The sequence below is a fragment of the Pseudomonas sp. IT-P171 genome (assembly GCF_949767765.1).
GTDB lineage: Bacteria > Pseudomonadota > Gammaproteobacteria > Pseudomonadales > Pseudomonadaceae > Aquipseudomonas > Aquipseudomonas fluorescens_B.
Map to the genome: position 1 here is coordinate 455,664 of NZ_CATKQN010000022.1, position 24,817 is coordinate 480,480.

At 58.9% G+C, this 24,817-nt stretch carries 25 protein-coding genes and 2 pseudogenes; 16 read left to right on the forward strand and 11 right to left on the reverse strand.

Annotated elements, in window-relative coordinates:
- The first annotated feature begins 9 nt into the window (after nucleotides 1-9).
- Nucleotides 10-735, forward strand: a complete 726-nt coding sequence (locus tag ACM6I5_RS17045) for an intradiol ring-cleavage dioxygenase (RefSeq protein ID WP_414884252.1) — start codon at nucleotides 10-12, stop codon at nucleotides 733-735.
- A gap of 2 nt (nucleotides 736-737) precedes the next feature.
- On the opposite strand, the gene ACM6I5_RS17050 is transcribed toward ACM6I5_RS17045, so the two are convergent.
- The gene (locus tag ACM6I5_RS17050; protein WP_414884253.1) at nucleotides 738-1,919 is read right to left on the reverse strand and encodes an aminotransferase class V-fold PLP-dependent enzyme; all 1,182 of its coding nucleotides are present in this window, start codon (nucleotides 1,917-1,919) and stop codon (nucleotides 738-740) included.
- A 9-nt stretch (nucleotides 1,920-1,928) separates the two neighbouring features.
- Nucleotides 1,929-2,165: a DUF3820 family protein gene (locus ACM6I5_RS17055; protein WP_017340422.1), complete on the reverse strand. Its 237-nt coding sequence runs from the start codon at nucleotides 2,163-2,165 to the stop codon at nucleotides 1,929-1,931.
- A 203-nt stretch (nucleotides 2,166-2,368) separates the two neighbouring features.
- Between ACM6I5_RS17055 and ACM6I5_RS17060 the strand changes: the two genes are divergently transcribed.
- From ACM6I5_RS17060 to ACM6I5_RS17075, 4 genes are all read left to right on the forward strand, one after another.
- The gene (locus tag ACM6I5_RS17060; protein ID WP_017340421.1) at nucleotides 2,369-2,836 is read left to right on the forward strand and encodes a ferritin-like domain-containing protein; all 468 of its coding nucleotides are present in this window, start codon (nucleotides 2,369-2,371) and stop codon (nucleotides 2,834-2,836) included.
- Nucleotides 2,837-2,992: 156 nt separating this feature from the next.
- Nucleotides 2,993-4,981: an FUSC family protein gene (locus tag ACM6I5_RS17065; protein ID WP_414884254.1), complete on the forward strand. Its 1,989-nt coding sequence runs from the start codon at nucleotides 2,993-2,995 to the stop codon at nucleotides 4,979-4,981.
- The gene (locus ACM6I5_RS17070; RefSeq protein ID WP_017340419.1) at nucleotides 4,968-5,174 is read left to right on the forward strand and encodes a DUF1656 domain-containing protein; all 207 of its coding nucleotides are present in this window, start codon (nucleotides 4,968-4,970) and stop codon (nucleotides 5,172-5,174) included. The genes ACM6I5_RS17065 and ACM6I5_RS17070 overlap by 14 nt, the downstream gene beginning before the upstream one ends.
- Nucleotides 5,175-5,184: 10 nt before the next feature.
- Nucleotides 5,185-6,048 carry an HlyD family secretion protein gene (locus tag ACM6I5_RS17075; protein WP_017340418.1) on the forward strand — a complete coding sequence of 288 codons (864 nt, stop codon included), beginning with the start codon at nucleotides 5,185-5,187 and terminating at the stop codon, nucleotides 6,046-6,048.
- 153 nt (nucleotides 6,049-6,201) lie between these two features.
- Here ACM6I5_RS17075 and ACM6I5_RS17080 read toward each other — a convergent pair whose 3' ends face one another.
- Together ACM6I5_RS17080 and ACM6I5_RS17085 are read right to left on the reverse strand one after the other, a co-directional pair.
- The gene (locus ACM6I5_RS17080) at nucleotides 6,202-6,672 is read right to left on the reverse strand and encodes a MaoC family dehydratase (RefSeq protein WP_008151121.1); all 471 of its coding nucleotides are present in this window, start codon (nucleotides 6,670-6,672) and stop codon (nucleotides 6,202-6,204) included.
- A gap of 40 nt (nucleotides 6,673-6,712) precedes the next feature.
- Nucleotides 6,713-7,657: a lysophospholipase gene (locus tag ACM6I5_RS17085; protein ID WP_414884255.1), complete on the reverse strand. Its 945-nt coding sequence runs from the start codon at nucleotides 7,655-7,657 to the stop codon at nucleotides 6,713-6,715.
- A gap of 227 nt (nucleotides 7,658-7,884) precedes the next feature.
- On the opposite strand from ACM6I5_RS17085, the gene fadD2 reads away from it, so the two are divergent.
- Both fadD2 and fadD1 read left to right on the forward strand, forming a co-directional pair.
- Nucleotides 7,885-9,573, forward strand: a complete 1,689-nt coding sequence (gene fadD2 / locus ACM6I5_RS17090) for a long-chain-fatty-acid--CoA ligase FadD2 (protein WP_017340416.1) — start codon at nucleotides 7,885-7,887, stop codon at nucleotides 9,571-9,573.
- A 359-nt stretch (nucleotides 9,574-9,932) separates the two neighbouring features.
- Nucleotides 9,933-11,633, forward strand: a complete 1,701-nt coding sequence (gene fadD1, locus ACM6I5_RS17095; RefSeq protein WP_017340415.1) for a long-chain-fatty-acid--CoA ligase FadD1 — start codon at nucleotides 9,933-9,935, stop codon at nucleotides 11,631-11,633.
- Nucleotides 11,634-11,844: 211 nt separating this feature from the next.
- On the opposite strand, the gene ACM6I5_RS17100 is transcribed toward fadD1, so the two are convergent.
- Entirely contained in the window at nucleotides 11,845-12,222 is a 378-nt protein-coding gene (locus ACM6I5_RS17100; protein ID WP_017340414.1) for a hypothetical protein, read from the reverse strand.
- A gap of 200 nt (nucleotides 12,223-12,422) precedes the next feature.
- On the opposite strand from ACM6I5_RS17100, the gene ACM6I5_RS17105 reads away from it, so the two are divergent.
- The 3 genes from ACM6I5_RS17105 (at nucleotide 12,423) to def (ending at nucleotide 14,278) form a co-directional block, all read left to right on the forward strand.
- The gene (locus ACM6I5_RS17105; RefSeq protein WP_017340413.1) at nucleotides 12,423-12,614 is read left to right on the forward strand and encodes a CsbD family protein; all 192 of its coding nucleotides are present in this window, start codon (nucleotides 12,423-12,425) and stop codon (nucleotides 12,612-12,614) included.
- A 171-nt stretch (nucleotides 12,615-12,785) separates the two neighbouring features.
- Nucleotides 12,786-13,742, forward strand: a complete 957-nt coding sequence (locus tag ACM6I5_RS17110) for a YihY/virulence factor BrkB family protein (RefSeq protein WP_414877893.1) — start codon at nucleotides 12,786-12,788, stop codon at nucleotides 13,740-13,742.
- Nucleotides 13,739-14,278, forward strand: a complete 540-nt coding sequence (gene def, locus ACM6I5_RS17115; protein ID WP_017340411.1) for a peptide deformylase — start codon at nucleotides 13,739-13,741, stop codon at nucleotides 14,276-14,278. Before ACM6I5_RS17110 ends, def begins: the two co-directional genes overlap by 4 nt.
- A gap of 35 nt (nucleotides 14,279-14,313) precedes the next feature.
- On the opposite strand, the gene ACM6I5_RS17120 is transcribed toward def, so the two are convergent.
- Both ACM6I5_RS17120 and gstA read right to left on the reverse strand, forming a co-directional pair.
- Nucleotides 14,314-14,730 carry a GNAT family N-acetyltransferase gene (locus ACM6I5_RS17120; RefSeq protein WP_414877894.1) on the reverse strand — a complete coding sequence of 139 codons (417 nt, stop codon included), beginning with the start codon at nucleotides 14,728-14,730 and terminating at the stop codon, nucleotides 14,314-14,316.
- A gap of 359 nt (nucleotides 14,731-15,089) precedes the next feature.
- Entirely contained in the window at nucleotides 15,090-15,692 is a 603-nt protein-coding gene (gene gstA, locus ACM6I5_RS17125; RefSeq protein WP_414884256.1) for a glutathione transferase GstA, read from the reverse strand.
- 99 nt (nucleotides 15,693-15,791) lie between these two features.
- On the opposite strand from gstA, the gene ACM6I5_RS17130 reads away from it, so the two are divergent.
- The 4 genes and pseudogenes from ACM6I5_RS17130 to ACM6I5_RS17145 all read left to right on the forward strand — a co-directional run.
- Nucleotides 15,792-16,664 (forward strand): LysR family transcriptional regulator, encoded by an 873-nt coding sequence (locus ACM6I5_RS17130; RefSeq protein ID WP_414884257.1) that lies wholly within the window; start codon nucleotides 15,792-15,794, stop codon nucleotides 16,662-16,664.
- A gap of 118 nt (nucleotides 16,665-16,782) precedes the next feature.
- Nucleotides 16,783-17,433, forward strand: coding sequence for a peptidase inhibitor family I36 protein (locus tag ACM6I5_RS17135; RefSeq protein WP_414884258.1), 651 nt, complete (start codon nucleotides 16,783-16,785; stop codon nucleotides 17,431-17,433).
- 405 nt (nucleotides 17,434-17,838) lie between these two features.
- A pseudogene (locus ACM6I5_RS17140) lies at nucleotides 17,839-18,615 on the forward strand (PAS domain-containing protein); the annotation flags it as partial.
- Nucleotides 18,616-18,729: 114 nt separating this feature from the next.
- Nucleotides 18,730-19,158, forward strand: a pseudogene (locus ACM6I5_RS17145) (methyl-accepting chemotaxis protein); the annotation flags it as partial.
- 231 nt (nucleotides 19,159-19,389) lie between these two features.
- Here the strand turns inward: ACM6I5_RS17145 and ACM6I5_RS17150 are convergent.
- The 4 genes from ACM6I5_RS17150 to ACM6I5_RS17165 all read right to left on the reverse strand — a co-directional run bounded on the left by ACM6I5_RS17150 (nucleotide 19,390) and on the right by ACM6I5_RS17165 (nucleotide 22,559).
- Nucleotides 19,390-19,938, reverse strand: coding sequence for a hypothetical protein (locus tag ACM6I5_RS17150; RefSeq protein WP_414884272.1), 549 nt, complete (start codon nucleotides 19,936-19,938; stop codon nucleotides 19,390-19,392).
- Between the two features lie 178 nt (nucleotides 19,939-20,116).
- Nucleotides 20,117-20,749 carry a glutathione S-transferase family protein gene (locus ACM6I5_RS17155; protein ID WP_414877896.1) on the reverse strand — a complete coding sequence of 211 codons (633 nt, stop codon included), beginning with the start codon at nucleotides 20,747-20,749 and terminating at the stop codon, nucleotides 20,117-20,119.
- Nucleotides 20,750-20,918: 169 nt separating this feature from the next.
- Nucleotides 20,919-21,407, reverse strand: a complete 489-nt coding sequence (locus ACM6I5_RS17160) for a hypothetical protein (protein ID WP_414884259.1) — start codon at nucleotides 21,405-21,407, stop codon at nucleotides 20,919-20,921.
- A 120-nt stretch (nucleotides 21,408-21,527) separates the two neighbouring features.
- A complete protein-coding gene (locus ACM6I5_RS17165; protein WP_414877897.1) occupies nucleotides 21,528-22,559 on the reverse strand; it encodes a LacI family DNA-binding transcriptional regulator in 1,032 nt (343 codons plus the stop codon).
- Nucleotides 22,560-22,774: 215 nt separating this feature from the next.
- Between ACM6I5_RS17165 and ACM6I5_RS17170 the strand changes: the two genes are divergently transcribed.
- On the forward strand, nucleotides 22,775-23,308 hold the full coding sequence (locus tag ACM6I5_RS17170) for a gluconokinase (protein ID WP_017340401.1): 534 nt from the start codon (nucleotides 22,775-22,777) through the stop codon (nucleotides 23,306-23,308).
- 81 nt (nucleotides 23,309-23,389) lie between these two features.
- The gene (locus ACM6I5_RS17175; RefSeq protein WP_017340400.1) at nucleotides 23,390-24,742 is read left to right on the forward strand and encodes a GntP family permease; all 1,353 of its coding nucleotides are present in this window, start codon (nucleotides 23,390-23,392) and stop codon (nucleotides 24,740-24,742) included.
- Nucleotides 24,743-24,817 lie beyond the last annotated feature (75 nt).

Consider the following 24,817-nt stretch of genomic DNA (forward strand, 5'->3'; position numbering starts at 1 on the left):
GAGAACGTCATGGACGACAACACCTCAGTGACATCCACACAACCGGCTTGCCTGCTGTCACCCGAACAGACCGCCGGCCCGTATTTTCGAAACCCTAAACTGATCAGGCGAAACATCAGCGAAGGCATGGACGGCCTTCCTCTGGTGCTGAAACTGACGATCGTCGATGCGATGACCTGCCAGCCGGTCACCGGCGCCATCGTCGATATCTGGCATTGCAATGCGCGTGGTGCGTATTCGGGCTGGAGCAGGATCGACCCGGACAAGGAAGTCGACAACGGCGATATCGGCGCGATCCCGCGTACCGATGACGATACCTACCTGCGCGGCGGGCAGTTCACGGATCAGAAAGGCATCGTGCGCTTTACCACGATCTATCCGGGTTTCTATGCCGGACGCGCGTTGCACATCCACGTCGCAGTCCGAGTCACCGCAGGCAACAACTATCTCGAAGAACGGCATGTCGCCTGGGTCGGCCAGCTGTACTTCCCTGAAGCGGCTTCGCGTTCGGTGCTCAACACCCGGCAATACAGTGGCCGAAGCGTCGCGCCACTGACCAACGATCAGGATGTTCTCTATGAAACCATGGGCGGCGAAGCCTCGACCCTGACCGTTCACACCCTCAGTCGAGACTCGAAAGAAGACGGGTTTTTCGGCCAAATGACCATTGGCATCGACACGTTCGCGGCGTCATCGCAGATCAAACCGGAGGACTTCGACAAATACACGGTCTGACGTCAGCGCAGTTCGTGCAGTGCCTGGGTCAACACGTCCATATGCGCAGCGGTGGTGGTCAGCCCCGGTGTGATGCGGATGCACGGGCCACTCGCTGCACCGCTGCGCGTCACGGTGAACAGGTTGTAGTCCTTGAGCAGCCGCTCGGCCATTGCCTGCTGATCGGCGTGCCGGGTAAAGCGCATCGCCGTGATGCCGCAATACAGTCGAGGGTCGTCCGGGGTCATGACGTCGATGCCCGCCAGATCGCGTACCGCATTGACCCAGCGGTTGCGCAGGTAATTGAGCCGTGCACCCTTGGCGGCCGAACCGCCCATGGCCCGATGCTCCTCGAACACCAGCGGCAGGGTCAGCAACGCCGGGATGTTGGGGGTGCTGTATGGCGTGCGGGCGCGAACGTCAGTGACCGGGAAATGCATCTCGCCCATGTCCGGGTCGATGTCGGCCAGGCGCTCGGGAGCGATATACATGAAGCCCAGGGTCAGCGGCGCACCGATCCACTTGTGCAGGTTGAAACCGGCGAATGCGACGCCCAGGTCATCGAGTTTGAATTCGATCTGGCCCAGTGCATGAGCGCCATCGAGGATCACGTCGATCCCGTGTTCCCTGGCGGCAGCGACAATCGCCTTCACCGGCATCACCAGCCCGGTACGGTGAGTGACGTGGGTCAGCGCCATCAGCTTGAGCTTCGGATAACGCGCGAATGCATCGCGATAAGTGGCCAGCAAACTGTCGAAACTGGCGGGGTGCGCGTGATCGATCTCGATGACTTCAACACCGCGATGCCGCGCGAGCCAGCGCATGGCGCCTTTGACCGTGTCGTACTCCAGATCGCAGATCAGCACCTGATCGCCCGGCTGCAGTCGGTTGTAATTGCGGATCAGCGATTGCAGACCGTCCGACGCGTTGCGGGTGAGGGCAACGGATTCTGCGGCCACGCCAATCAGGTCGTCGAGCTGGGCCAGGATCGCAAGGTTTTCGTCCCGTTCGAAGCGCTGGCGTACATGGACCGAGTTGCTACGGTTGATGAGTTCGATGTTGCGTTGGTATTCCTCAATCACCGTGCGCGACATGCGTCCGAAATAGCCGTTCTCGAGATTTATCGGGCCGGGTTCGACGGCATAGCGGTCGGCAAAGGTCTGCCAAAACATTTCATCACGGGCGCGGCGGGTGTTATCGGGCATGGGGATGGCTCAGTGGCGAGGGGCGGGTTTGCCGTGTTTGGCGCGCAGCGGTTCAAGCAACTCCGACAGGCCGTTGTGATCGATTTCCTGCATCAAGGCCAGCAGTCCGCCCAGTTCGCCATGGGGGAAACCTTCCCGGGCGAACCAGTTCAGGTATTGGCCGGGCAGGTCGGCAATGATGCGGCCCTTGTACTTGCCGAAGGGCATTTGACGGGTAATCAGCAGTTCGAGTTTTTCAGGGTTCATCAATCAGTCGTCTTGAATCGGTCAGGCTGGAAAATACAGGCATTCTGCATGCAGGCCAATTGACAGATCATGCAAATAACGCGGATACAGATTTCTGGGTAAAAGTTAAGTTATTGAAATTTAAGCAATAAATTATCAATTCAAAGCTGGCATGCAGGGTGCAATAGCTATTGCATCTTTCATCAACCCGCGAGGAATTGAAAATGACCGACATGAATAAAGAAGCGATTTCTGTACTCAATGACCTGATTGAAACCAGCAAAGACGGTCAGGAAGGGTTCAAGACTTGCGCTGAAGACATCAAGCACCCAGAACTGAAAACGCTGTTCATCCAGCGCTCCGCCGACTGCGCTACGGCCGCTTCGGAGCTGCAAGCGGCTGTGCGTTCGATGGGTGGCGATCCGGAAACTTCCACCAGCGTCAGTGGTGATCTGCACCGTCGCTGGGTCGACGTGAAAGCTATGTTCACCGGCAAGGATGAAGAAGCCGTGCTGAACGAAGCCGAACGCGGTGAAGACCATGCGCTGAAGGCTTACAAAGAAGCCATCGAAAAAATCAACAAGCACAACCTGGTGGGCATTCGTGATCTGGTTGAACGTCAGTACCACGGCGTGCAACGCAATCACGATCAGGTGAAAGCCCTGCGTAACCAGGCTCGCGCACGCTCGTAAGCGCGCAAAGCCTGTCAGAAACGCCAGCCAGTCTGGCGTTTTTTTGTGCCCGGCTTTTAGCGCTGGACGATAGATAGATAGCCAGCTAATAATTTGATTTCAAGTCACTTCGGTGAACCCGACTATCGTTAAATCGTCCTTTGAAGAGTGCTTTACGTGCCTATCACTTTGCAGGCTTTGTTTGCGCCCGACCGCCGTGCCCTGCAGTTCGCGATCAAAACCCTGTTCGGCGGCGGCCTCGCGCTGTGGCTGGCATTGCGCTGGGGGCTGGAGCAACCGGCGTGGGCGTTGATGACGGCGTTCATCGTCGCCCAGCCGCTGTCCGGGATGGTGGTGCAGAAGGGCTTGGCGCGGCTGTTGGGGACGCTGATCGGAACGATCATGTCGGTGGTGTTCATGAGCCTGTTCGCACAGACGCCGTGGTTGTTTCTTCTGGCATTGGCGTTGTGGCTCGGGCTGTGTACGGCGAGTTCGACCTTGCTGCGCAGTGCCTGGTCCTATTCGTTTGTGTTGGCCGGTTACACGGTCGCAATCATCGCCTTGCCCGCCATTACTCACCCGCTGACGGTGTTCGATCAAGCGGTGGCGCGCTGCACGGAAATCTGTCTGGGCATTCTCTGCGCCACCGCCGCCAGTGCCTTGCTGTGGCCAATGCGGGTTGAACGGCAACTGGCGGATCAGGCGCGAGCCGCGTGGCAGAGTGGCATGAATGCCGCGCGCGCGACGTTGGCCGGCGACGGTCAGGCGCGCAAGGGCCTGCTGGAAATCCTCGGTCGAATTGTCGCGGTGGATGCCCAGCGCGAGCACGCCTGGTTCGAAGGCGGACTCGGCCGGCAACGTGCGCGGGCCATCAGCGGACTGAGCCAGAAACTGTTGATGCTGCTGCGCATCGCCCGTTCAGTACGGCGTCAGTGGAAGCAGTTGGAACCGCAGGAAGCCGTACAGTTGGAGCCATGGATGACCGAGGTTCAGGAAGCGCTCGCCAGCCCGGATGCAGCGACGTTGCAAGCCTTGCGACCGCGTTTGCTCGATGCCTCCCATGACCCACGAATCAGTTCAGCGCAGAGTTATTGCCTGGTCCGTTTCACATTGTTGATGGATACCGCGATGGCGGCCAACGCGGCGTTGAAGGCGGTGGAGGAGGGCAAGGAAACCGTTGAACCGCCGCGCACCCTGACGCCGCACCGCGACCTGTCATTGGCGCTGGTCTTCGGGGCGCGCAGTGCCTTGGCGTTTCTGGTGGTGTCGTGTTTCTGGATGGCGACGGCCTGGCCCGCCGCCTCGGGCGCATTGGTGCTGACCTGCGTGGTGTGCAGCCTGTTCGCCAGTCGCGAGAACGGCGCGCAGATCGGCATGAGTTTCATGCGCGGGATTTTTCTGGCGATCCCGGCGGCGTTTATTGTCGGGCAGATTCTGCTGCCGCAATGGAGTGGTTTTGCGTTGCTTTGCATGGGCATGGGCGTGCCGTTGTTTCTGGGCGCGCTGGGCATGGCCAAGCCGCAGATCGGCGCCACGGCCACTTCGTTTTGCCTGCATTTCATCGTGCTGGTGTCACCGCTCAACGCGATGAAGTTCGACGTCGCGACGTTCTTCAACAGCGCTCAAGCCATGGTGGTCGGCGTCGGCGCGGCAGTGTTGGCGTTTCACTTGCTGATTCTGCGCAACCCGGCCTGGCACGGGCGACGTCTGCTGGCAGCGACCCTCGACGATCTCGTGCGCTTGACCCGGCGCAATTTGCCTGGCGCTGAAAGCTGGTTCGGCGGGCGCATGGCCGACCGTTTGCTGCAACTGGCGCGGCACTATCCGGAGTTGCCGGAGCCGGCGCGCAGTCGCTGGGATGACGGCTTGCTCGGTCTGGACATCGGCGACGAACTGCTGCATTTGCGCTTGAGCCTGGCCGTGGCGCAGGTGCCGGTCAGTGCGCCGCAGCGCCGCTATCTCGAGGCACTGGAAAAAGTCCTCGAACAGGGCCCGAGCGGTCGTTATGCCGATGCCCTGGAACAGCCCAGCGAAGCATTCTTGAACACCTTGTACGCGTTGCCGCCCAGCGATGCCGTGAAACTGGCACAGGGCGCGGTGCTGCAATTGCAGAACAGCTGGCGCGCGTGGTGCCGTCAACAGGAGCAAAGCCATGGGCTTGCGTGAATGGTCGGTGGGGGGCGTGCTGCTTAGCCCGTTTCTGATTTATGTGCTGCTGGCGCTGCTCGTCACCGGGGCCTTGCGCCTGCTGTTGCGCCTGACCCCGGCCGGCCGCTGGATCTGGCACGAAGCGTTATTCGATTGCGCCTTGTACGTCTGTGTATTGACCCTGATCACCGTCGTCCTCGGACCTTTATAAGGAGTTGAACATGCGTACATCCGTACGTGTCGCGGTTACCCTGTGCCTGGTGGCGGTGGCGATTTTTGCCGGTTTTCATTTGTGGCAGTACTACATGCTCACGCCGTGGACCCGGGATGCGCGGATTCGCGCCGATGTGGTGGTGATCGCTCCGGATGTGTCAGGCTGGGTGCGTGAGCTCAAGGCCTTCGACAACCAGTCGGTGAAGGCGGGCGACCTGTTGCTGAGCATCGACCGCGACCGGTTCGAAGCCGCGCTGGAGAAGGCGCAAGCGGTGGTGCAAACCCGTCAGCAGCAACTCAATCTGCGTGAGCGCGAAGCCAGTCGCCGTGCTGCCCTCGGCCCGCAAGCGATCAGTGCCGAGCTGCGCGAGAACGCGCAAATCAACGCCGGCATCGCCCGTGGTGAACTGCGCGAAGCCCAGGCCGAAGCCAAGGTCGCTGAACTCAACCTCGCCCGAAGCGAGGTCCACGCGCCGCGCAGCGGCCACATCACCAACTTGCGTCTGGCCCAAGGCAATTACGTGAATGCCGGGCAAGCGGTGATGGCGCTGATCGACGATTCAACGTTCTATGTGCAGGCGTACTTCGAAGAAACCAAACTGCCGAGGATTCGCGTTGGCGATCCGGTCAAGGTCTGGTTGATGAGTGCGGGCGAGGCGCTGCAAGGGCATGTGGAAAGCGTCAGCCGCGGGATCACCGATCGCAACACCACGCCGGATGGGCAGTTGCTGGCGGAAGTGGAGCCGACGTTCAACTGGGTGAGACTGGCGCAGCGGATTCCGGTGCGGATCAAACTGGACAAAGTGCCCGAGGGGATCAATTTGAGTTCGGGGATGACGGCGAGTGTGCAGGTGCAGGAAGGCGACCGGTAGCAGTCCCTGTGACGAGGGCGCTTGCTCCCGCTGGGGTGCGAAGCACCCCCAAAATCAGGCACCGCGTTTAATCTGGTGAACCGAGGTGACGTTTATTGCGACTGCTTCGCAGCCGAGCAGGAGCAAGCTCCCTCGCCACAGGGGAGCGGTGAATCAGCCGATGCTGATCGCCGGCAACGTTGGCAACGTCACGGTTTGCTGTTTGCGCGGTGCCAGAATTTCCGCTTCGCCATCCACTACCAACTCATCACGCTGGTTGAACACCCGCGTCGCAATGCGCACACGAAACTTCGGCAGTTTCTCCAGGATCTCCAGACGCACCGTCAGCGTGTCGCCAATTTTTACCGGCTTCTGAAAGCTCATCTGCTGACCGATATAAATGGTGCCCGGCCCAGGCAACTCGCAGGCAACGGCGGCGCTGATCAGTGCACCGCTGAACATGCCGTGAGCGATACGCTCCTTGAACATGGTGCCAGCGGCGAATTCAGCGTCCAGGTGCACCGGGTTGTGATCACCGGACATCGCGGCGAACAGTTGAATGTCGCGCTCTTCGACCGTCTTGCTGTAGCTGGCGGTCTGCCCGACTTCAAGGGCTTCGTAAGGGGTGTTGGTAACCTGGGTCATCGGTTTCAATTCCTGTGACAAATAAAAAAACCACAAAACACTATTCGGATCGGGGTGGGCGGCGGTGGCTCAGGGCGTGCGCGATCCAGCTCAGCACATCGGCTGTCACTTCATCGCGATTGCTCTCGTTGAACAGTTCGTGCCGTGCCTGCGGGTAAATCTTCAGTTGCAGGCTCTGGCTGCCAGCGGCACGCAGTGCATCGGCCAGATCTTTCAGACGCTTGCCCTCACTCACCGGATCACATTCACCGCCAATCACCAGCAGTGGCAGGCCCGGATCGATCTGGGCGAGATTGGACGCTTTGCTGATTTGCTGCAAGCCGCCGAGCAAATCGATCCAGAACTGATTGGTGCAACGAAAGCCGCAGAGCGGGTCGTTGGCGTATTTGTCGACTTCGGCCGGGTCGCGGCTGAGCCAGTCGAACGCGGTGCGCACCGGTTTGAACTTCTTGTTGAACGAGCCGAACGACAGCCATTCGATCAGCGCGCTGCGCCCCTTCGGCCCCTGGCGCAAGCGTTCGAGGCGGGCGATTTGCCGGGCGGCGCGATAAAGCGCCACCGGTTGAAAGTTCGAACCACTGAGCACCGCCCCATACAGGCTGGCGCTGTGATGCAGCAGATAGGCCAGGGCGATGTAACTGCCCATGCTGTGGCCGAGCAGCACGATCGGCACGCCGGGATGCTGCTGGCCGATGTGCTGATTGAGGCTGGCCAGGTCGCCGACGACCTTGCACCAGCCATCGTCATCGGCGAAATGTCCGAGTGTCCCGTTTTCGGCAGTTTTGCCATGTCCACGCAAGTCAGGTGCGTAAACGCCATAGCCCTGTTCACAGCATTTTTCCGCCAGACGGGCATAGCGGGCACTGTGTTCGGCCATGCCGTGGGCCACCAGGATCACCGCTTTCAATGGTGCGTCGGGCAGCCACTGGTTGACGAAGAGGCGGCTGCGGTCACTCGCGGTCAACCAGAAGGTGTCGTGGATCATGGCGATTCCTTTGCATGGGCTCGGTGCATTGTATAGCGCATCCTTCACCGGGCGTCTGATCAGGCCACGCCACGGCACCAAGATTCACACGATCAATGACGGACGTTGGCATATTTGCCTGATTCGTCATAGCTGCTAGTGTCCGTGAAGCTCCGCTTTTTGCTTTTTGTTTTTCTGACAGTGCAGAGAGTGGCCCCGGATCGGTTCAGGTAAAGAGGACAAGAACAATGCAACCTGATTTCTGGAATGACAAACGCCCGGCCGGCGTACCCCTGGACATTGATCAAGGGGCTTACAAGTCGGTGATCGAGGTGTTCGAGCGTTCCTGCAAAAAATTTGCGGACCGCCCGGCCTTCAGCAACATGGGCGTGACCCTGACCTACGCCGAACTGGAACGCTACAGCGCCGCGTTCGCCGGTTACCTGCAAGCCCACACCGACCTGGTGCCGGGGGATCGCATCGCGGTGCAGATGCCCAACGTCCTGCACTACCCGATTGCCGTGTTCGGTGCGTTGCGCGCCGGGCTGATCGTGGTCAACACCAACCCGCTGTACACCGCACGGGAAATGCGTCACCAATTCAAGGATTCCGGTGCCCGGGCGCTGGTCTACCTGAACATGTTCGGGCAGAAGGTCCAGGAAGTGCTGGCCGACACCGACATCCAGTACCTGATCGAAGCGAAGATGGGCGACATGATGCCCACCGCCAAAGGCTGGCTGGTCAACACCCTGGTGAGCAAGGTCAAGAAAATGGTCCCCGACTATTCCTTGCCGCAGGCCGTTTCCTTCAAGAGCGCGTTGCGCATGGGCCGGGGCCTGGGCATCAAGCCGCTGGACGCCGGTCTCAGCGATATCGCCGTGCTGCAATACACCGGCGGCACCACCGGCCTGGCCAAGGGCGCGATGCTGACCCACGGCAACCTGGTGGCGAACATGCAGCAGGCGCGGGCGTGCCTGGGGCAGTTCGGCAACGATGGGCAGCCGCTGCTGCGCGAAGGCCAGGAAGTGATGATCGCGCCGCTGCCGCTGTATCACATCTATGCCTTCACCGCGAATTGCATGTGCATGATGGTGACCGGCAACCATAACGTGCTGATCACCAATCCACGGGACATCAAGGGCTTCATCAAGGAACTGAAGAACTGGCGGTTTTCGGCATTGCTGGGGCTCAACACGCTGTTCGTTGCGTTGATGGACCATCCGGATTTCAAAACCCTGGATTTCTCCAGCCTGAAACTGACCAACTCCGGCGGCACTGCGCTGGTCAAGGCCACCGCGGAGCGCTGGGAGCAACTGACCGGGTGCCGCATCACCGAAGGCTATGGCTTGACCGAAACCTCGCCGGTGGCGTGCACCAACCCGTACGGCGACAAATCGCGGATCGGCACGGTCGGCCTGCCGGTGCCGGGCACTACGCTGAAAGTCATCAACGATGAAGGCGTCGAGCAGCCAATGGGCGAGCGCGGCGAACTGTGCATCAAGGGTCCGCAGATCATGAAGGGCTACTGGCAGAAACCCGAGGCCACTGCCGAAGTGCTGGATGCCGAAGGCTGGTTCAAGTCCGGCGACATCGCCGTGATCGATCCGGACGGTTTTGTGCGCATCGTCGATCGCAAGAAAGACATGATCATCGTCTCGGGTTTCAACGTGTACCCGAACGAGATCGAAGACGTGGTGATGGCTCACCCGAAAGTCGCCAACTGCGCGGTCATTGGTGTGCCGGACGAACGTTCGGGCGAAGCGGTGAAGTTGTTTGTGGTGGCGCGAGAGTCGGGGGTCAGCCTTGAAGAGCTGAAGGCCTACTGCAAGGAAAACTTCACGGCGTACAAAGTCCCCAAGCACATTGTGTTGCGTGAGTCGTTGCCGATGACGCCGGTGGGCAAGATTCTGCGGCGGGAGTTGCGGGATATCGCCTGATCGGTCATAGATCCGGGCGGTCCCAAAAGATCGCAGCCTTCGGCAACGCCTGCAGGGAATCGTATTCCTCCGTAGGCGCTGCCGAAGGCTGCGATCTTTTGCTTTTATGGCCCGGTTTTAAAGGCTTTCAGGGATTTATAGAATTATTGCTCTAAAATGACCGCTTGTTATTCTCGAGTCACCAAAGTGACTGTAGAGGCCGCTTTTGGCTCTAGTCGGCCCTTTGCAAAGCTGCTACTCTCGGCGCGCTTTGGGACCTCTCGGCGGCTTTAACAGCCAGACTCACCCATAATCAAACACCAATAATAACCGCATCAAAATGCGGTATTTGAATTCGCGTTGCTGAGGAGTGGGCTTCCATGATCGAAGACTTCTGGAAGGATAAGTACCCTGCCGGGATTGCTGCCGACATCAATCCGGACGAGTATCCGAATATTCAGGCAGTGCTGAAACAGTCCTGCCAACGCTTCGCCGACAAACCGGCATTCAGCAACCTGGGCAAGACAATTACCTACGGTGAACTGTACGAATTGTCCGGCGCCTTTGCCGCTTACCTGCAACAGCATACCGACTTGCAACCGGGCGATCGAATCGCCGTGCAGCTGCCCAACGTCTTGCAGTACCCGGTCGCTGTGTTCGGTGCCATTCGCGCCGGGCTGATCGTGGTCAATACCAACCCGCTGTACACCGCGCGGGAAATGGAACACCAGTTCAACGACTCCGGCGCCAAAGCCCTGGTGTGCCTGGCCAACATGGCGCACCTGGCCGAGACCGTCGTGCCGAAAACCGGCGTCAAGCATGTCATCGTCACTGAAGTGGCGGACCTGTTGCCGCCGCTCAAGCGCCTGCTGATCAATAGCGTCATCAAGTACGTGAAGAAGATGGTCCCGGGGTATCACTTGCCCAAGGCCGTCAAGTTCAACGACGTGTTGAGCAAGGGCCATGGCCAGCCAGTGGCTGAAGCCAACCCGGCCAGCAGTGACGTGGCGGTGCTGCAATACACCGGCGGCACCACTGGCGTGGCGAAGGGCGCCATGCTGACCCATCGCAACCTCGTCGCCAACATGCTGCAGTGCAAGGCGCTGATGGGTTCCAACCTCAACGAAGGCTGCGAGATCCTGATCACGCCGCTGCCGCTGTACCACATCTACGCATTCACCTTTCATTGCATGGCGATGATGCTGATCGGCAACCACAACATCCTGATCAGCAACCCGCGCGACCTGCCGGCGATGGTCAAGGAACTGTCGAAGTGGAAGTTCAGCGGTTTCGTCGGCCTGAACACGCTGTTCGTTGCCCTGTGCAATAACGAAGGTTTCCGCAAACTGGATTTCTCGGCGCTGAAAGTCACCCTGTCCGGCGGCATGGCCCTGCAACTGGCGGCGGCCGAGCGCTGGAAAGCGGTCACCGGCTGCGCCATCTGCGAAGGTTACGGCATGACCGAAACCAGCCCGGTGGCGACGGTGAACCCGATCCAGAACATCCAGATCGGCACCATCGGTATTCCGGTTCCGTCGACCCTGTGCAAAATCATCGACGATGCCGGCGTTGAACAGCCGATGGGCGAAATCGGCGAGTTGTGTGTGAAAGGTCCGCAGGTGATGAAAGGCTACTGGCAGCGCCAGGAAGCCACCGATGAAATCCTCGACAGCGAAGGCTGGTTGAAGACAGGTGACATCGCGCTGATCCAGCCGGATGGCTACATGCGCATCGTCGATCGCAAGAAAGACATGATTCTGGTGTCCGGTTTCAACGTGTACCCGAATGAGCTCGAAGACGTGCTCGCGACCCTGCCGGGCGTACTGCAATGCGCAGCCATCGGCGTGCCGGACGAGAAGTCGGGCGAAGCGATCAAGATTTTCATCGTCGCCAAACCGGGCGTGACGCTGACCAAGGAGCAGGTGATGGAGCATATGCGCGCCAACGTCACCGGCTACAAGGTGCCGAAAGCGGTGGAGTTCCGCGATGCATTGCCGACCACCAACGTTGGCAAGATCCTGCGGCGGGAATTGCGTGATGAAGAGCTGAAGAAGATCAACGCGAAGAAAGCCACCGCGTAATCCAGCAAAAAGCCCCGCAGATGCGGGGCTTTTTGTTTATAGCGATAGGGGCGGGCTTCTGTGGCGAGGGAGCTTGCTCCCGCTCGGCTGCGCAGTAGCCGCGATCACAGCGATGGAGATACATCAGGAGTATCGCGGCGCCTGATTTTGGGCCGCTTCGCAGCCCAGCGGGAGCAAGCTCCCTCGCCACAGTTTTTGTCTGCGATCGGTGTTACAGGCGGAACGGCGCGAAATTGACGTGGGTGCCCGCCGGGCGCATGTCCTGCAAGTACGAATCCTTGTCCGCACTCAGTTCCAGGCTTAACGCAGCCTTGCGCTTGCCCTGGTTACGCACGACCAGCCCTTCGAGCTTCTCGCGCAGGAACACCGTCGGCACTTTCAGGTGCAGCAGTTCATCGGTGTCCGGTGTGTGCATCAGCAGGTGGATCCATTCGTACTGACCAACGGCCAGGCGTGCAACCGGGATGTCGAACCACCAGATGTTGCGGTTACGGTTCAATTCGGTGAAATGGCAGTTGTTGACGCCAAGCACAGCACCGCCGAGTTCCTGGTTTCTGCGGGCAATGGCCTGCTTTTTATCGAGTTTCATAACATTCCTACGGGATTGGATCTTCAGCGCCACGGCCTGAATACGTTGCGCATTCTCGGGGGTTGCTCGGCAAACATAAAGCCCAACCTGCACGGAACGATGAAATGTCGCCGGGAAAATAAATGAAACTCCGCGCAAACGGCTCCGGTCAATTCTTGTGTAACGACTTTTCTCGTTCAATTGTTCACAGGAGAAACACCATGAGCAGCACTGGCGATAAAGTAAAAGGCATGGCCAACGAAGCCGCCGGCAACGTCAAGCAAGGCGTCGGCAAGGCCACCGGTAATGACAAAATGCGCGCCGAAGGCGTGGTGCAGGAAAGGAAAGGCGAAGCTCAGCAAGCAGTGGGCAAAGCCAAGGACGCGATCAAAAAAGGCATCGACAAGGCTTGATTCGGCCTTGGATGAATATCAGAGGCGGCCATCCACGGATGGCCGTTTTTGTGTCAGCCTGAACTTGCACACTGAAATTGTTTCAAAGTCGCCAAGTAGGCTACTTTGATGTAGAAAACGGCCCCTGAGTCGCCACGACTTCAACCCAATCTGCGGCGAAAGGAGACGCTAATGTTTTTCCCACACATGAAAGGCCTGCGCCTGCACCGTGTCATGGTGCGCACGGTGACCGAGTTCGTCGACGACGAGATGTCGACCTATGCCTCGGCACTGGCCTATCAAATGCTGTTTTCGCTGTTTCCCTTCATCCTGTTCCTGATCGCCCTGATCGGTTTCCTGCACCTGCCGGACTTCTTCTCCTGGCTGCGTCTGCAATCGGAACTGGTCCTGCCGCCCCAGGCGCTGGAGCAGGTGAACCCGGTGATCGACCAGCTCCAGCAATCCAAGGGTGGCCTGCTGTCGGTCGGTATCGTCATCGCGCTGTATACGGCTTCGGCCGGCGTGCGCCTGATGATGAGCGCGATGAACGCCGCCTACGATGTGGTGGAGGGCCGTCCTGCGTGGAAGCGTTTTCCGCTGTCGATTATCTACACCATCGGCATTGCCGGCATGTTGCTGGTCGCCGCCGCGTTAATGGTGCTCGGGCCGCAGGTGATGGGCTGGATTGCTGCGCAGGTCGGGCTGGAAGACTTCATTGTCACGGTCTGGACGATTGCTCGCTGGCCAGTCATCGTTGTCCTGATGATGATTGCGGTGGCGTTGATCTATTACGTCATGCCCGACGTCAAGCAAGAGTTTCGTTTTATCACCCCCGGCTCGGTGCTGGCGGTGGCGGTGTGGATCGTCGCTTCCCTGGGGTTCGCGTTCTACGTCAAGACTTTCGCCGACTACAACGCCATGTATGGCAGTATCGGCGCGATCATCGTGCTGTTGCTGTACTTCTATATTTCCGCGGCGGTGCTGTTGCTCGGTGCGGAGATGAATGCGGTGATCGAACACATGTCGAACGAAGGCAAGGGCCCTGGCGAAAAGGTCCCCGGCGAGCTCGACCCTGCACATAAACACCACGTTTCGGGACTGGGTCGGGATCACTCGATCAAGCCGAACACTGACGAAGTCATCAAATGATCCGTGAAATCCTGAAAATGGGCGACGAGCGCCTGCTGCGTGTCGCTCCGCCGGTCCCCGCCGAAATGTTCGACAGCCCGGAGCTGTGGCAACTGATCGACGACATGTTCCAGACCATGGAAAGCGTCGGTGGCGTTGGCCTGGCGGCGCCGCAGATCGGGGTCGACCTGCAGCTGGTGATCTTCGGATTCGAGCACAGCGAACGCTACCCGGATGCCGAAGCGGTGCCGCAGACCATTCTGATCAATCCGCTGATCACGCCGTTGAGCCCGGTGATGGAAGAGGGCTTCGAAGGCTGCCTGTCGGTGCCTGGCCTGCGTGGCGCGGTAAATCGTTATCAGCAGATTCGCTACGAAGGTTTCGACCCGAAGGGCGAGCCGGTCGTGCGCATTGCCGAAGGCTTTCATGCCCGTGTGGTGCAGCACGAATGCGATCACCTGATCGGCCGGTTATATCCGTCGCGGATTACCGACTTCAGCAAGTTCGGGTTCACCGAAGTCATGTTCCCGGATCTCGATCCCAACGCCGACGATTGATTTCACCGCCGCTCCCACATTAGATCTCCATGCCTCTACCTGACCGGTTCCAGCCCCATCGCAATCATCGGCTTGCTGCGCGCATAGCGGCTCAAGCGTTCGACCATGGCGTAAGGCATGGCCGGATCGAAGGTAAAACCGCGTCGTTCATAAAATCCGCGCAAATCCGGATGGCAGAACAGCCACACCGGTTGTTCGAGACCTTTCACCGCTTCGGCGATCAGCGCCGCCGCAATTCCTTGTTCGCGGCAGGCCGGATCGACGAACAAACCGGTCAGCCAATGCCCGCCCGAGACCGGACGCAAACACAGCGCGCCAATGATCTCGTCGCGCCTGGCGACCCACAATCGAGCGTCGCGCACCGCTTTCATCGACGATTGGTGGGCACGATAAAACTTGTTCATCAGCGGCCATAACGGCTCGGCGAGCAAGGTGTACTGGGTGTCGGGCATGGAGGTGATCTGTCGGTGCGCAAAGCGGGCGATTATAAAAGAACGCGCGCCCGGCGATAGGTGTATACCTGATCTCACATCCCGTATGAGTGGAGTACGTATCATGGCCAAAGGCATGGATTCAAAAAAAGCGGCAAAGAAAAAACCGGCGAAAACCGCCGATGAAAAGCGCGCAGACAAGAAGGCCAAGAAGGTGGATGTGTTCGGTCATTGATTCCTGTGAACCTGTGGCGAGGGCGCTTGCTCCCGCTGGACTGCGCAGCAGTCCCTTTTTTGGGGCCACTTCGTGACCCAACGGGAGCAAGCGTCCTCGCCACACGCATTTATGGAAGCGGGCAAGCCCGCGATGGCCTCAAGGCTTACGCGGATTCTGCGGCCAACGCCGCTTTCACCGCCGACCGCTGATCAATTCTGGCTTGAAACGCCGCCAACGCCGGCCACTCATCCAAATCAATCGCAAACAACGGCGCCCACCGCAACACCGTAAACAAATACGCATCGGCAATGCTGAACCCACCCGCCAGCAAATAATCCTGACGCTCCAGCGTCTGGCACACCACCGCAAACCGCTTGTACAACTTCTCCTTGATCTGCGCCTTCACCTGCTCCGGGAACTGCGCATTGAACAACCAACCCAGCGCGCCATGAATCTCCGTCGAAACAAAGTTCAACCACTCCTGCAACCGCACCCGCTCGAACGTCCCATGGGCTGGCGCCAGGTTCGCCTCGGGGCACAGGTCCGCCAGGTACTGCAGGATCGCCGGGCCTTCGGTCAGCACTGCACCGTTGTCCAGTTGCAGCGCCGCGACGTAACCCTTCGGGTTGATGACGAGGAAGTCCGCTCCGCTCGCGGTCTGTTTGGTGCGGTTATCGACGCGAATCAATGCGAAGGGCAGGTCCAGCTCGCGCAGTACAATGTGTGGTGCGAGCGAGCAAGCGTGTGGGGCGTAATACAACTGCATCGGCAGGCCTCTGGTTCGGGGTTTTCGTCAGTGTCATAGTGCGCGGCGCCTTCGGTAAAATTAATTCTTCAGAAAGCTGCCATAAGGAAAGCTACTGCCATGATGAATTTGATGCACTGGCGAATGGTGGTGGCCGTGGCAGACACAGGCAACATCACCCGCGCAGCCGAGCGCGTCGGCATGACCCAGTCCGGCGCCAGCCAGGCGCTGGCGTTGATCGAGGAAACCCTCGGCGTTCAACTGTTCAGCCGGGAAAACCGCCAGACCCTGCCAACCGCCATTGGTCTGCCGGTCATCGAGCAGGCGCGCACCATGCTCGGCGCCCTGGAAACCATCCGCAGTACCGTCGATGCCGCGAAAGGCATCGAGCGCGGGACGATTCGCCTGGCGAGTTTCCCCATGGTGCTGGCGACGTTCCTGCCGCCGCTGCTGCGCCAGTTTAATCGGCTGTATCCCGGTATTCAGGTGACTGCCCTGGAAGTCAGCGACGATGAAGTGGAAACACTGCTCGGCGCCGGTCTGGTGGACGTGGGGGTGGTGTTGAACCCGGCACCGGAGCGCAATACCGGCCGTTTGGGGCGCGATGCCTGGGTGGCGGTTCTGCCGGGCGGCCATCCTTTGGCGCGGCGCTCGGTTGAAGAGGGTGTCGCCCTCGCCGAGTTGGCGGAGCAACCCTTTGTGCTGGCCACGGGCGGCTGTTCGACCAATGCCCGCAGCCTGGCCATCGAGGCCGGTTTGCAGTTGCATGACGTCCGGGTCGAGGTTCGCGAGTGGAGCAGTGCGTTTACCCTGGTGCGGGAGAACATCGGTGTGACCCTGGTGCCGGAAATGACCCTGCCGAGCCAGCTCCAGGGCCTGCGTGTGGTGCCGCTGAAACCGCGAATCGATCGCGAGTTCGCCTTGGTGGTCGCGGCGAATAAGCCACCCTCGGCAGCGGTGCAGGCGCTAATGGGGATGCTCTCCGAGCAATAATTCATCCGCACCGATTGTCTTGACTGTCAGTTATGACAGTAGACGGCCGCGTGTAATGTTTGGATTCTGCGCTTCAGGTCGCCGGGGTTTTCTCGGCGCTTAACGTGTGGGGTTCAATATGAACATCAAGTGGCTGGGAGTTTGCGCAGCACTGTTTGCCTGTGTCGGTTTGGCGTTTTTTTTCTATGCGAAACCGGATGCTGAGGAGCTTGGCAAATATGCATTGTTCAATCCCGAGATGACGGCCGAACAGAAGGCAGATGTTCAACAGCAGATTGATCAACAGCTCAGGAGAAAAACGGGAGGACAACAAGTCAGCTCCACTCAGGTGGCTTACGAAAAAGGAGCCGTTGTGATGACGTTTCCGGTTTCAGGCGCTGAACAAAAAGATACCAACTGCGCCTATGGTTATTTTTGCGTCTGGACGGCTTGGGACTTTGGCGGCACCAAATTAGCACTGCAGAGTACGCCTTCGAATAGTCCGGTAAATCTTTCCGACTACAACATGAGCCAGCAAGTATCTTCCTGGAAGTACAACAATCAGCGGTACTCAGTGATCGTTTACGGTGTGGAAGGACCTGGCGGGCAGGGGAAGGTCATGACATGTACCCTCAAGGATTTCCATTATGAGAATGAGTGCTGTCCGTTGGGCATTCCCGAAAAAACAGAACCTGTCGGTGGGTGGATAGAGATTTATTCCGAGTCCCGCCTTATCCCGAAAAACGACACGATGATCAGTGTGGTTTTTCGCCCGATGTTTAGCAAATAGACTCGAAGCTGAACCGATTTTGTCCTCAATACTGGCCGACTAGTGGCCTTGCAAGCCGATTGCGCCTGACTATGCTCATTCCAAACCATGAAGGTCGCGATATGAAGGCCGTCATGCACTCCTCAAGAGTGCGCAACCCAAGGCACCGACGCGAGCAACAGGGAGCTTTCGACAAAGGGAATTACTTTTGAAAACATCAGGGCTGGCCCGGTCCCGGGCTATCAAGAGACGGATGTCTTGATAAGAGCGTTGCCACATGGACTCTCCGATTCAACATCATCGATCACCTGACCGTTCCTCCTGTGGAGGAATGTGTGCGCCTGTGCCATGGAACGTTGTGGTGGATACGTTGAAAGACTGAAGAACTTTCATCAATCAAAGGACCGCACTTAGGGTGATACGACCATGTTTAACCGACATCACAAAGCTGACCTGCAGGAAATCGAGCGCTACAGCTGTGCACTGAGCGAGGCCAACGCCAGGCTGGCCGCCGTCAGCCGTTCGATGGCGATGATTGAGTTCACCCCTGAAGGCATCGTCCTTGATGCCAACGAAAACTTTTGCGCCGCCATGGGTTACAGCGTCGAGGAAGTGCGTGGCAAACATCACCGGATCTTTTGCGAAGAAGCGTTTTACCGAAGCGAAGACTACGCCAGATTGTGGCGTGACCTGGCCCGTGGCGAACCGGTCAGCGGCACTTTCCTGCGCTTGAACAAGAAGGGAAAGGAGATCTGGCTGGAAGCCAGTTACATGCCGGTTTTCGGTCCCGACCGCCAAGTAAAAAGTGTGATCAAAGTGGCCACGGACGTCTCCGCCAGGATTTCCAAAGAACACGAAAACGAAAGCAGGCTCGCGGCGATCGGTCGTTCCATGGCGGTGATTGAATTCACTCCCGAAGGCCATGTGATTACCGCCAATGAGAACTTCCTGAAGACCACCCATTACTCGCTCAACGAAGTCGTCGGTCAGCATCACAGCCTGTTCTGCCACCGCGCCGAAGCCGAATCCCAGGCCTACAAAGCGTTCTGGGCCTCATTGAATCGCGGCGAATATCACTCGCACCGTTTTGAACGCAAAGATAAACACGGCCATACCATTTTCCTTGAAGCGTCCTACAACCCGTTGTTCGACACCAAGGGCCGGCTGTACAAAGTGGTCAAGTTTGCCAGCGACATCACGAATCAGGTGACCACCCTGCAAACCGCTGCCGAATCGGCCCACAGCACCTCGGTCCAGAACGACGCCTGCGCGCAGAAAGGGTCGCAGGTGGTGCAGCAAACGGTGCAGATCATCCAGGACATTTCCAAAAACTTGAACGAGGCGGCGTTGAGCATCGACGCGGTCAGCAAGCAGTCCGACATCATCGGCACCATCGTCCAGACCATTCGCGGCATTGCCGATCAGACCAACCTGCTGGCGCTTAACGCGGCGATTGAAGCGGCCCGGGCCGGGGAGCACGGGCGTGGGTTCGCCGTCGTCGCCGATGAGGTTCGCAGCCTCGCCGCACGCACCAGTCAGGCGACGCTGGAGATCGTCGACGTGGTGCGCAAGAACCACGACTTGTCATTGAGCGCGGTGTCGAGCATGCAGTCGAGTCTGAGCCGGACCGGTCTTGGGGTGGAATTGGCGAACGAGGCGGGGGAGGTGATTCTGGAGATTCAACAGGGGTCGCGGCATGTCGTGGATGCGATCAGCCAGTTCAACTCGACCTTGCAGATAAGTTGATGGCGGCAAACTGACAAGGGGCTGGTAGAGGGCACTCAAGAAAGTCTTCAGGCAAGCAAGACATCTGTGGCGAGGGAGCTTGCTCCCGCTGGGCTGCGTAGCGGCCCCAAAAATCTGACAACCATTACCGATTTTGTGAGTGCTACGCACTCAAGCGGGAGCGAGTTCCCTCGCCACAAAGGTATGCATGACCCAAGAGCGCGCTCAAGTGAACAGCATTACCCGGTGTTGTTAAAGCGACGCGAGAAACTTGTCCACCACTTGCGGGCTGCCTTTCTCGCTCACACCGTTTTCTTTCTCGGCCTGCGCCAGTTTTACCTTGTCCTGCATGCGTTCGGCCATTTCTTTAGCGACCGCCTGTTGTTGTTCCGGCGACATTTGTGACACTTCTTCTTTAGTCAGGCCCATCTCTTCCAGAATGGCGTCTTGCATGCGCTCTTCCGGGGTTTTGCTCATGTATTCCTTGAACGCGTCTGTGGCCGTACCGCCACTGAGTTTGCCTTGCGCATCGGTCGGAAGCGGCGCGTTAGTCAATTGCAGTCCCACGCGTGTTTTCGCGAACGCTTCATCAACGTTGTCGCTGATTTTACTCGCCTCACTGACTTGCCGGGTGGCGTTTTGGGTGGCGGAATTCTGCACCTGCGCGGAGAGCGGCTGAACGTTGCCTTGTCGTTGCAGCATCACACTCTGAAGACCGGCAGCGGCTTCGGCGGTCGGATCTTCGCCGGGCTTCTTGAGGATTGGCGTCATTAGCGACTGTTTGTTTGCACTGACCAACATGATGAGTAGACCTTGTAGGTGTTTGTGGTGCAGTGCCTTCAGCAAATACTATGCCTGCATTAAAAATTACATATTTTACAGTCAGTTAAGTTTTATTTGGCCGGCGAATGGCGCGAATCTCGCGGTTAACCTTTGCCGCTCGGCGGCAGTCGTCGACCGCCGAGAAGCCGGCATGGTTTCAAGGCAGGCCGTTGCATCCATGTTTCAGGAATCCGGGGCGCTGCGCCAACCGTTGGAAATACTCGTCGATGGCAGGAAAATCTGGACGGTCCATCGGGGTCATCAGCCAGCGGTTGACCGACAGCCCGATGACAATGTCGGCCAGTGAGAACCGGGGGCCGGCAACATAAGCTTTGGTGGCCGCGAGCTGATGTTCGAGGATGCTCATCTTCTGGTTCCAGCCGCGTAAGCCAGTGGCAATCCGGTGCGCGTCCTGGAACTCCGGGTCTTTGCGTACCAGCGCTGTAAACGCGTAGCTCCAGGACGAGTTGAGATCAGTGGCCTGCCAATCCATCCATTGCTCCACCCGGGCGCGCGCCGCGGGTTCGTGCGGCAGCAATTCAGCGTGTGAATGTTTGCCGGCCAGGTAACGGCAGATGGTGTTGGACTCCCACAGCACGCCAGCATCGTCGATGATCACCGGTACCTGTGCATTCGGGTTGAGTCGGACAAACTCGGGACTGTGGGTCGACGCATAGCCGCTGCCCCAGTCTTCTCGCTCGTAGGAAAGGTCCAGCTCGTCGCAGGTCCACAGGACTTTTCTGACGTTGATGGACGACGCTTTACCGAGGATCTTCAGTGCATGTTCCATGGAGCTACTCCGTTAGCGATTCGACGCTTCGGGACTCTAACAGTATGCCCGCCCTGGCAGGCGGTAATCGGGACAGGGAGCACCCACAAGATTAGTTGAAAACCTGCGGCATGGATGATGCGCGGCTTGATGGTGCAGATACCGACCGTTGAAAAAAGGGTCGTGAGACCTAATCGAGCGGTATCAGATCAGTCCAGACCGGAGTCGAGCAGGCACTGGGCATGTGCTGATTGAGGATGGGTTGCCTGAGGATCCAGCCTTGAAGCTGTTGATCGATGAATACAGGGGTGGGCTCGATGCACTCGCCCTTGGGGGGCACCTTGACTTGATCCACTGAAACAAACAGCGGACCTGGCAGATTGAAAACGGTCTGGGAGCGCACTTCCAGTCCCGTATCCTTACTGGAAAAACACACATTTTTACGCCCGGTGAGGTCGGTGGTCATGACGTAAGCCTCTTCAAGACTGGCATGCCCAACACCCATTACGACGGCAGGCCCCTGACCTTGCGGGTGGGCGGCGAGACAGCGTTTGATCGCCGGCATGAAACGTGGGTCGTTCAGGAAACGGGTCCAGTCATCTGGCTCAGAGGCCTGCACCTGTAGCGCCTGTCCAAGCGAGACGGCGAGCAGGAGGGCCATGATGATTATCTTGCGCATATACGTGTCCGCCGGGATGGAGAGGGCGGATTTTGCACGAGGCCCTCATGGGGTGGAGGGTAAAGGTGTAACTGATCGTTCCCGTTCAGCCCGCAGAGCGTGGCAACGATCAGTCCTGAACTACGTACTTTCGCGCACTTTCAACTCAAACCCCATGTCCTGCACCGGTTTCGCCACCGTGTTGCCCGCCATCAAGGTCAGCATCTGTTCGGCGGCACGTCGGCCGATGGCCTCGCGCGGGGTGTTGATGCTGCTCAGGCGCGGGACCATGTGGGCCGACATCGGCAGGTCGTTGAAACCGAGGATTGCCACTTGTTCAGGGATTTTGATCCCGCAGCGCATCGCTTCCAGCAGCGCGCCCTGCGCCAGGTCATCGTTGCCGAAGAAGATTGCATCGACATCCGGATGACTGGCGATCAGTTGCAGGAACAGTTCGCCACCCAGACCTACGGAGGAGGCGCGTGGCGTCAGCACTTCCAGGTCCGGGTCATACCGACCGGCCTTCTGCAGGGCTTTGCGGAACCCTTCGCCGCGCAGCAATGTGCGCTGATCCAGTTGCGCGCCGATGTAGGCCAGGCGTTTGCGACCGCGTGACAGCAAATGCTCGGCCGCCGTTTCGCCGGCGGCGAGCTGCGAGAAACCTACGCAATTCAGGCCCGCCGCACTGTCCAGTTCCATCATGTACACGCAGGGAATGTTGCTCGCCTCAATCATCCGTCGCGAACTTTCGGTGCGATCAAACCCGGTCAGCAGCAAACCACGCGGCTGATACGCCATGTAATTGCGCAGCAGGTTTTCTTCTTCATCGCGCGAGTAATGGAAGTTGCCGATCAGCACTTCGAAGCCCTTCGGTCGCAAAACCTGATGAATGGCTTCCAGCGTGTCGATGAACAGCAAGTTGGACAGCGACGGCACCAGCACCACGACGGAATGGCTCTGGGCCGAGGCTAACGCGCGGGCGGCGGGGTTGACCACGTAGTTGAGCTCAAGCGCCGCTTTCTGGACTTTTTCCACCAGGTCGGTGGCCACCGTGCTCACGCCACGCAAGGCGCGGGACGCGGTAATCGGGCTGACGCCGGCCAGTCGGGCGACTTCATTCAGAGTAGGACGGCCAGTGGTTCGCGTATTTTTATCGTTTTTAGGGGAGGTCATCGGGCGGCTTGCCAAACAAAATTCAAGGCACTAAGGTAGCGCTGTCCCGAAGCAGCTGCAAATGCGTAAGCGAGTTTTGCCTGAACCTCGCTTTTCGGTGTCGGGAACGAACACGCTGCAACCCACAAAAATGACAAGAAGGCGTCGGCAACTTCTGCTTTTGAACGAGTGTCATAGCTTTCAAAGGTAGCGCTGTCTGCGCGCTGAGGTGTTACATGAATCATCCCATCACCGCCCTGGTCATCATGGGCGTTGCCGGTTGCGGCAAGACGTGCGTCAGCGAAGCCTTGTGCGAGCTCAGCGGCGCGACTGCCATTGAAGGCGACACTTTTCACCCTGCCGCCAATATCGAAAAGATGAGCGCAGGCATTCCCCTGAACGACGACGACCGTGCCGGCTGGCTCGACAGCCTGTGCGACGAACTGCGCCGCGTAGACGCCACGGGCGCTCGCCCGGTGCTGACCTGCTCGGCCCTCAAACACATTTACCGCGAACGTCTGCGCAGCGCCTTGCCGGGCCTGGGCTTCGTGTTCCTTGAACTCACGCCTGAAGTGGCGGCCGATCGTGTCTCCCATCGGCCAGGGCACTTCATGCCGTCGACGCTGATCGACAGCCAGTTCGCCACCCTTGAGTCCCCCGTTGGCGAACCGCTGACCCTGGCCCTCGATGCGTCCACCCACAGCGTCGACCAATTGGCGAAACAGGCGCATGCCTGGTGGCTGGAACACGGCTTGAAACGCGCCGGTTGATTTTGCTCGAAGAGATAGCGCTGTCCTTATGGCTTTCGAATTACCCGCTTCAATAACAACAACAACCAGGAGACACCCCTAATGTTTGGCATGTCCCACGAGACGTTCCTGCTGCTCGATGCAGTGGTCACGGTGATCGGGCTTATCGTCCTGATCACCAAGTTCAAGTTTCACCCGTTTATTGCCCTGATCATTGCCGCAGCCTTTCTCGGGCTGACCTCCGGCATGCCGATCGGCACCATCATCAAAGCGTTCCAGGACGGCTTCGGTGGGGTGCTCGGTTTCGTCGGGATCATCCTTGCGCTGGGCACCATGCTTGGCAAAATGATGGCCGAGTCGGGCGGGGCGGATCAGATTGCCCAGACGCTGATTCGCGCGTTCGGCAAGGACAAGGTGCAGTGGGCGATGATGTTCGCCGCGTTCCTGGTCGGCATTCCGCTGTTCTTCGAGATCGGCTTCGTGCTGCTGATCCCGCTGGTGTTCATCGTGGCCCGGCGTACCGGCGTGTCGATCATCAAGATCGGTATCCCGCTGCTGGCCGGCCTGTCCGCCGTGCACGGTCTGGTGCCCCCGCACCCGGGTCCGTTGCTGGCCATCGGCGTGTTCGGTGCCGACATCGGTAAAACCATTCTCTACGGCCTGATCGTTGCGCTGCCGACAGCCATCATCGCCGGCCCGATCTACGGCACCTTCATTGCCAAGTACATTCCCGGTCATCCCAATCAGGAACTGGTGGATCAACTGGCGCGCGAGAACGATTCTGCCGATCTGCCGAGCTTCTCCATCACCTTGATCACCGTGCTGTCGCCGGTGTTCCTGATGCTGCTCAAAACCTTTGCCGATGTGGTGCTGCCGGACGGCAACTTCTTCCGCACCTTCATGGACCTGATCGGTCACCCGATCTCGGCACTGCTGCTGGCGTTGCTGCTGTCGCTGTACACCTTCGGCTACAAGCAGGGCATTGGTTCCAACCAGATGCTCAAATGGCTGGACGCGAGCCTCGCGCCAACCGCCGCAATCATCCTGATCATCGGTGCCGGTGGTGGCTTCAAGCAGATGCTGGTGACCAGCGGCGTGGGTAATGTCATCGGCAACATGGCGGTGGCTGCGGAAATCTCGCCGATCCTTCTGGCATGGCTGGTGGCGGCGGTGATCCGTATCGCGACCGGTTCGGCGACCGTGGCGACCATTACTGGCGCCGGCATCGTGGTGCCGGTGGTGGGGATGATTCCGGGTGTGAACCGTGAGTTGCTGGTGCTGGCCACCGGTGCCGGTTCGTTGATCCTGTCTCACGTCAACGACGCCGGTTTCTGGCTGGTGAAGCAATACTTCAACATGACCGTGGCGGAGACCTTCAAGACCTGGACGGCGATGGAAACCATCCTGTCTGTGGTGGCCCTGGGCTTTATCCTGCTGCTGTCGTTGTTCGTTTAAGCACACCGCAAAACCAAATGTGGGAGCGAGCCTGCTCGCGATGAGGGCTTAACATTCAGCGAAGATGTTGAATGT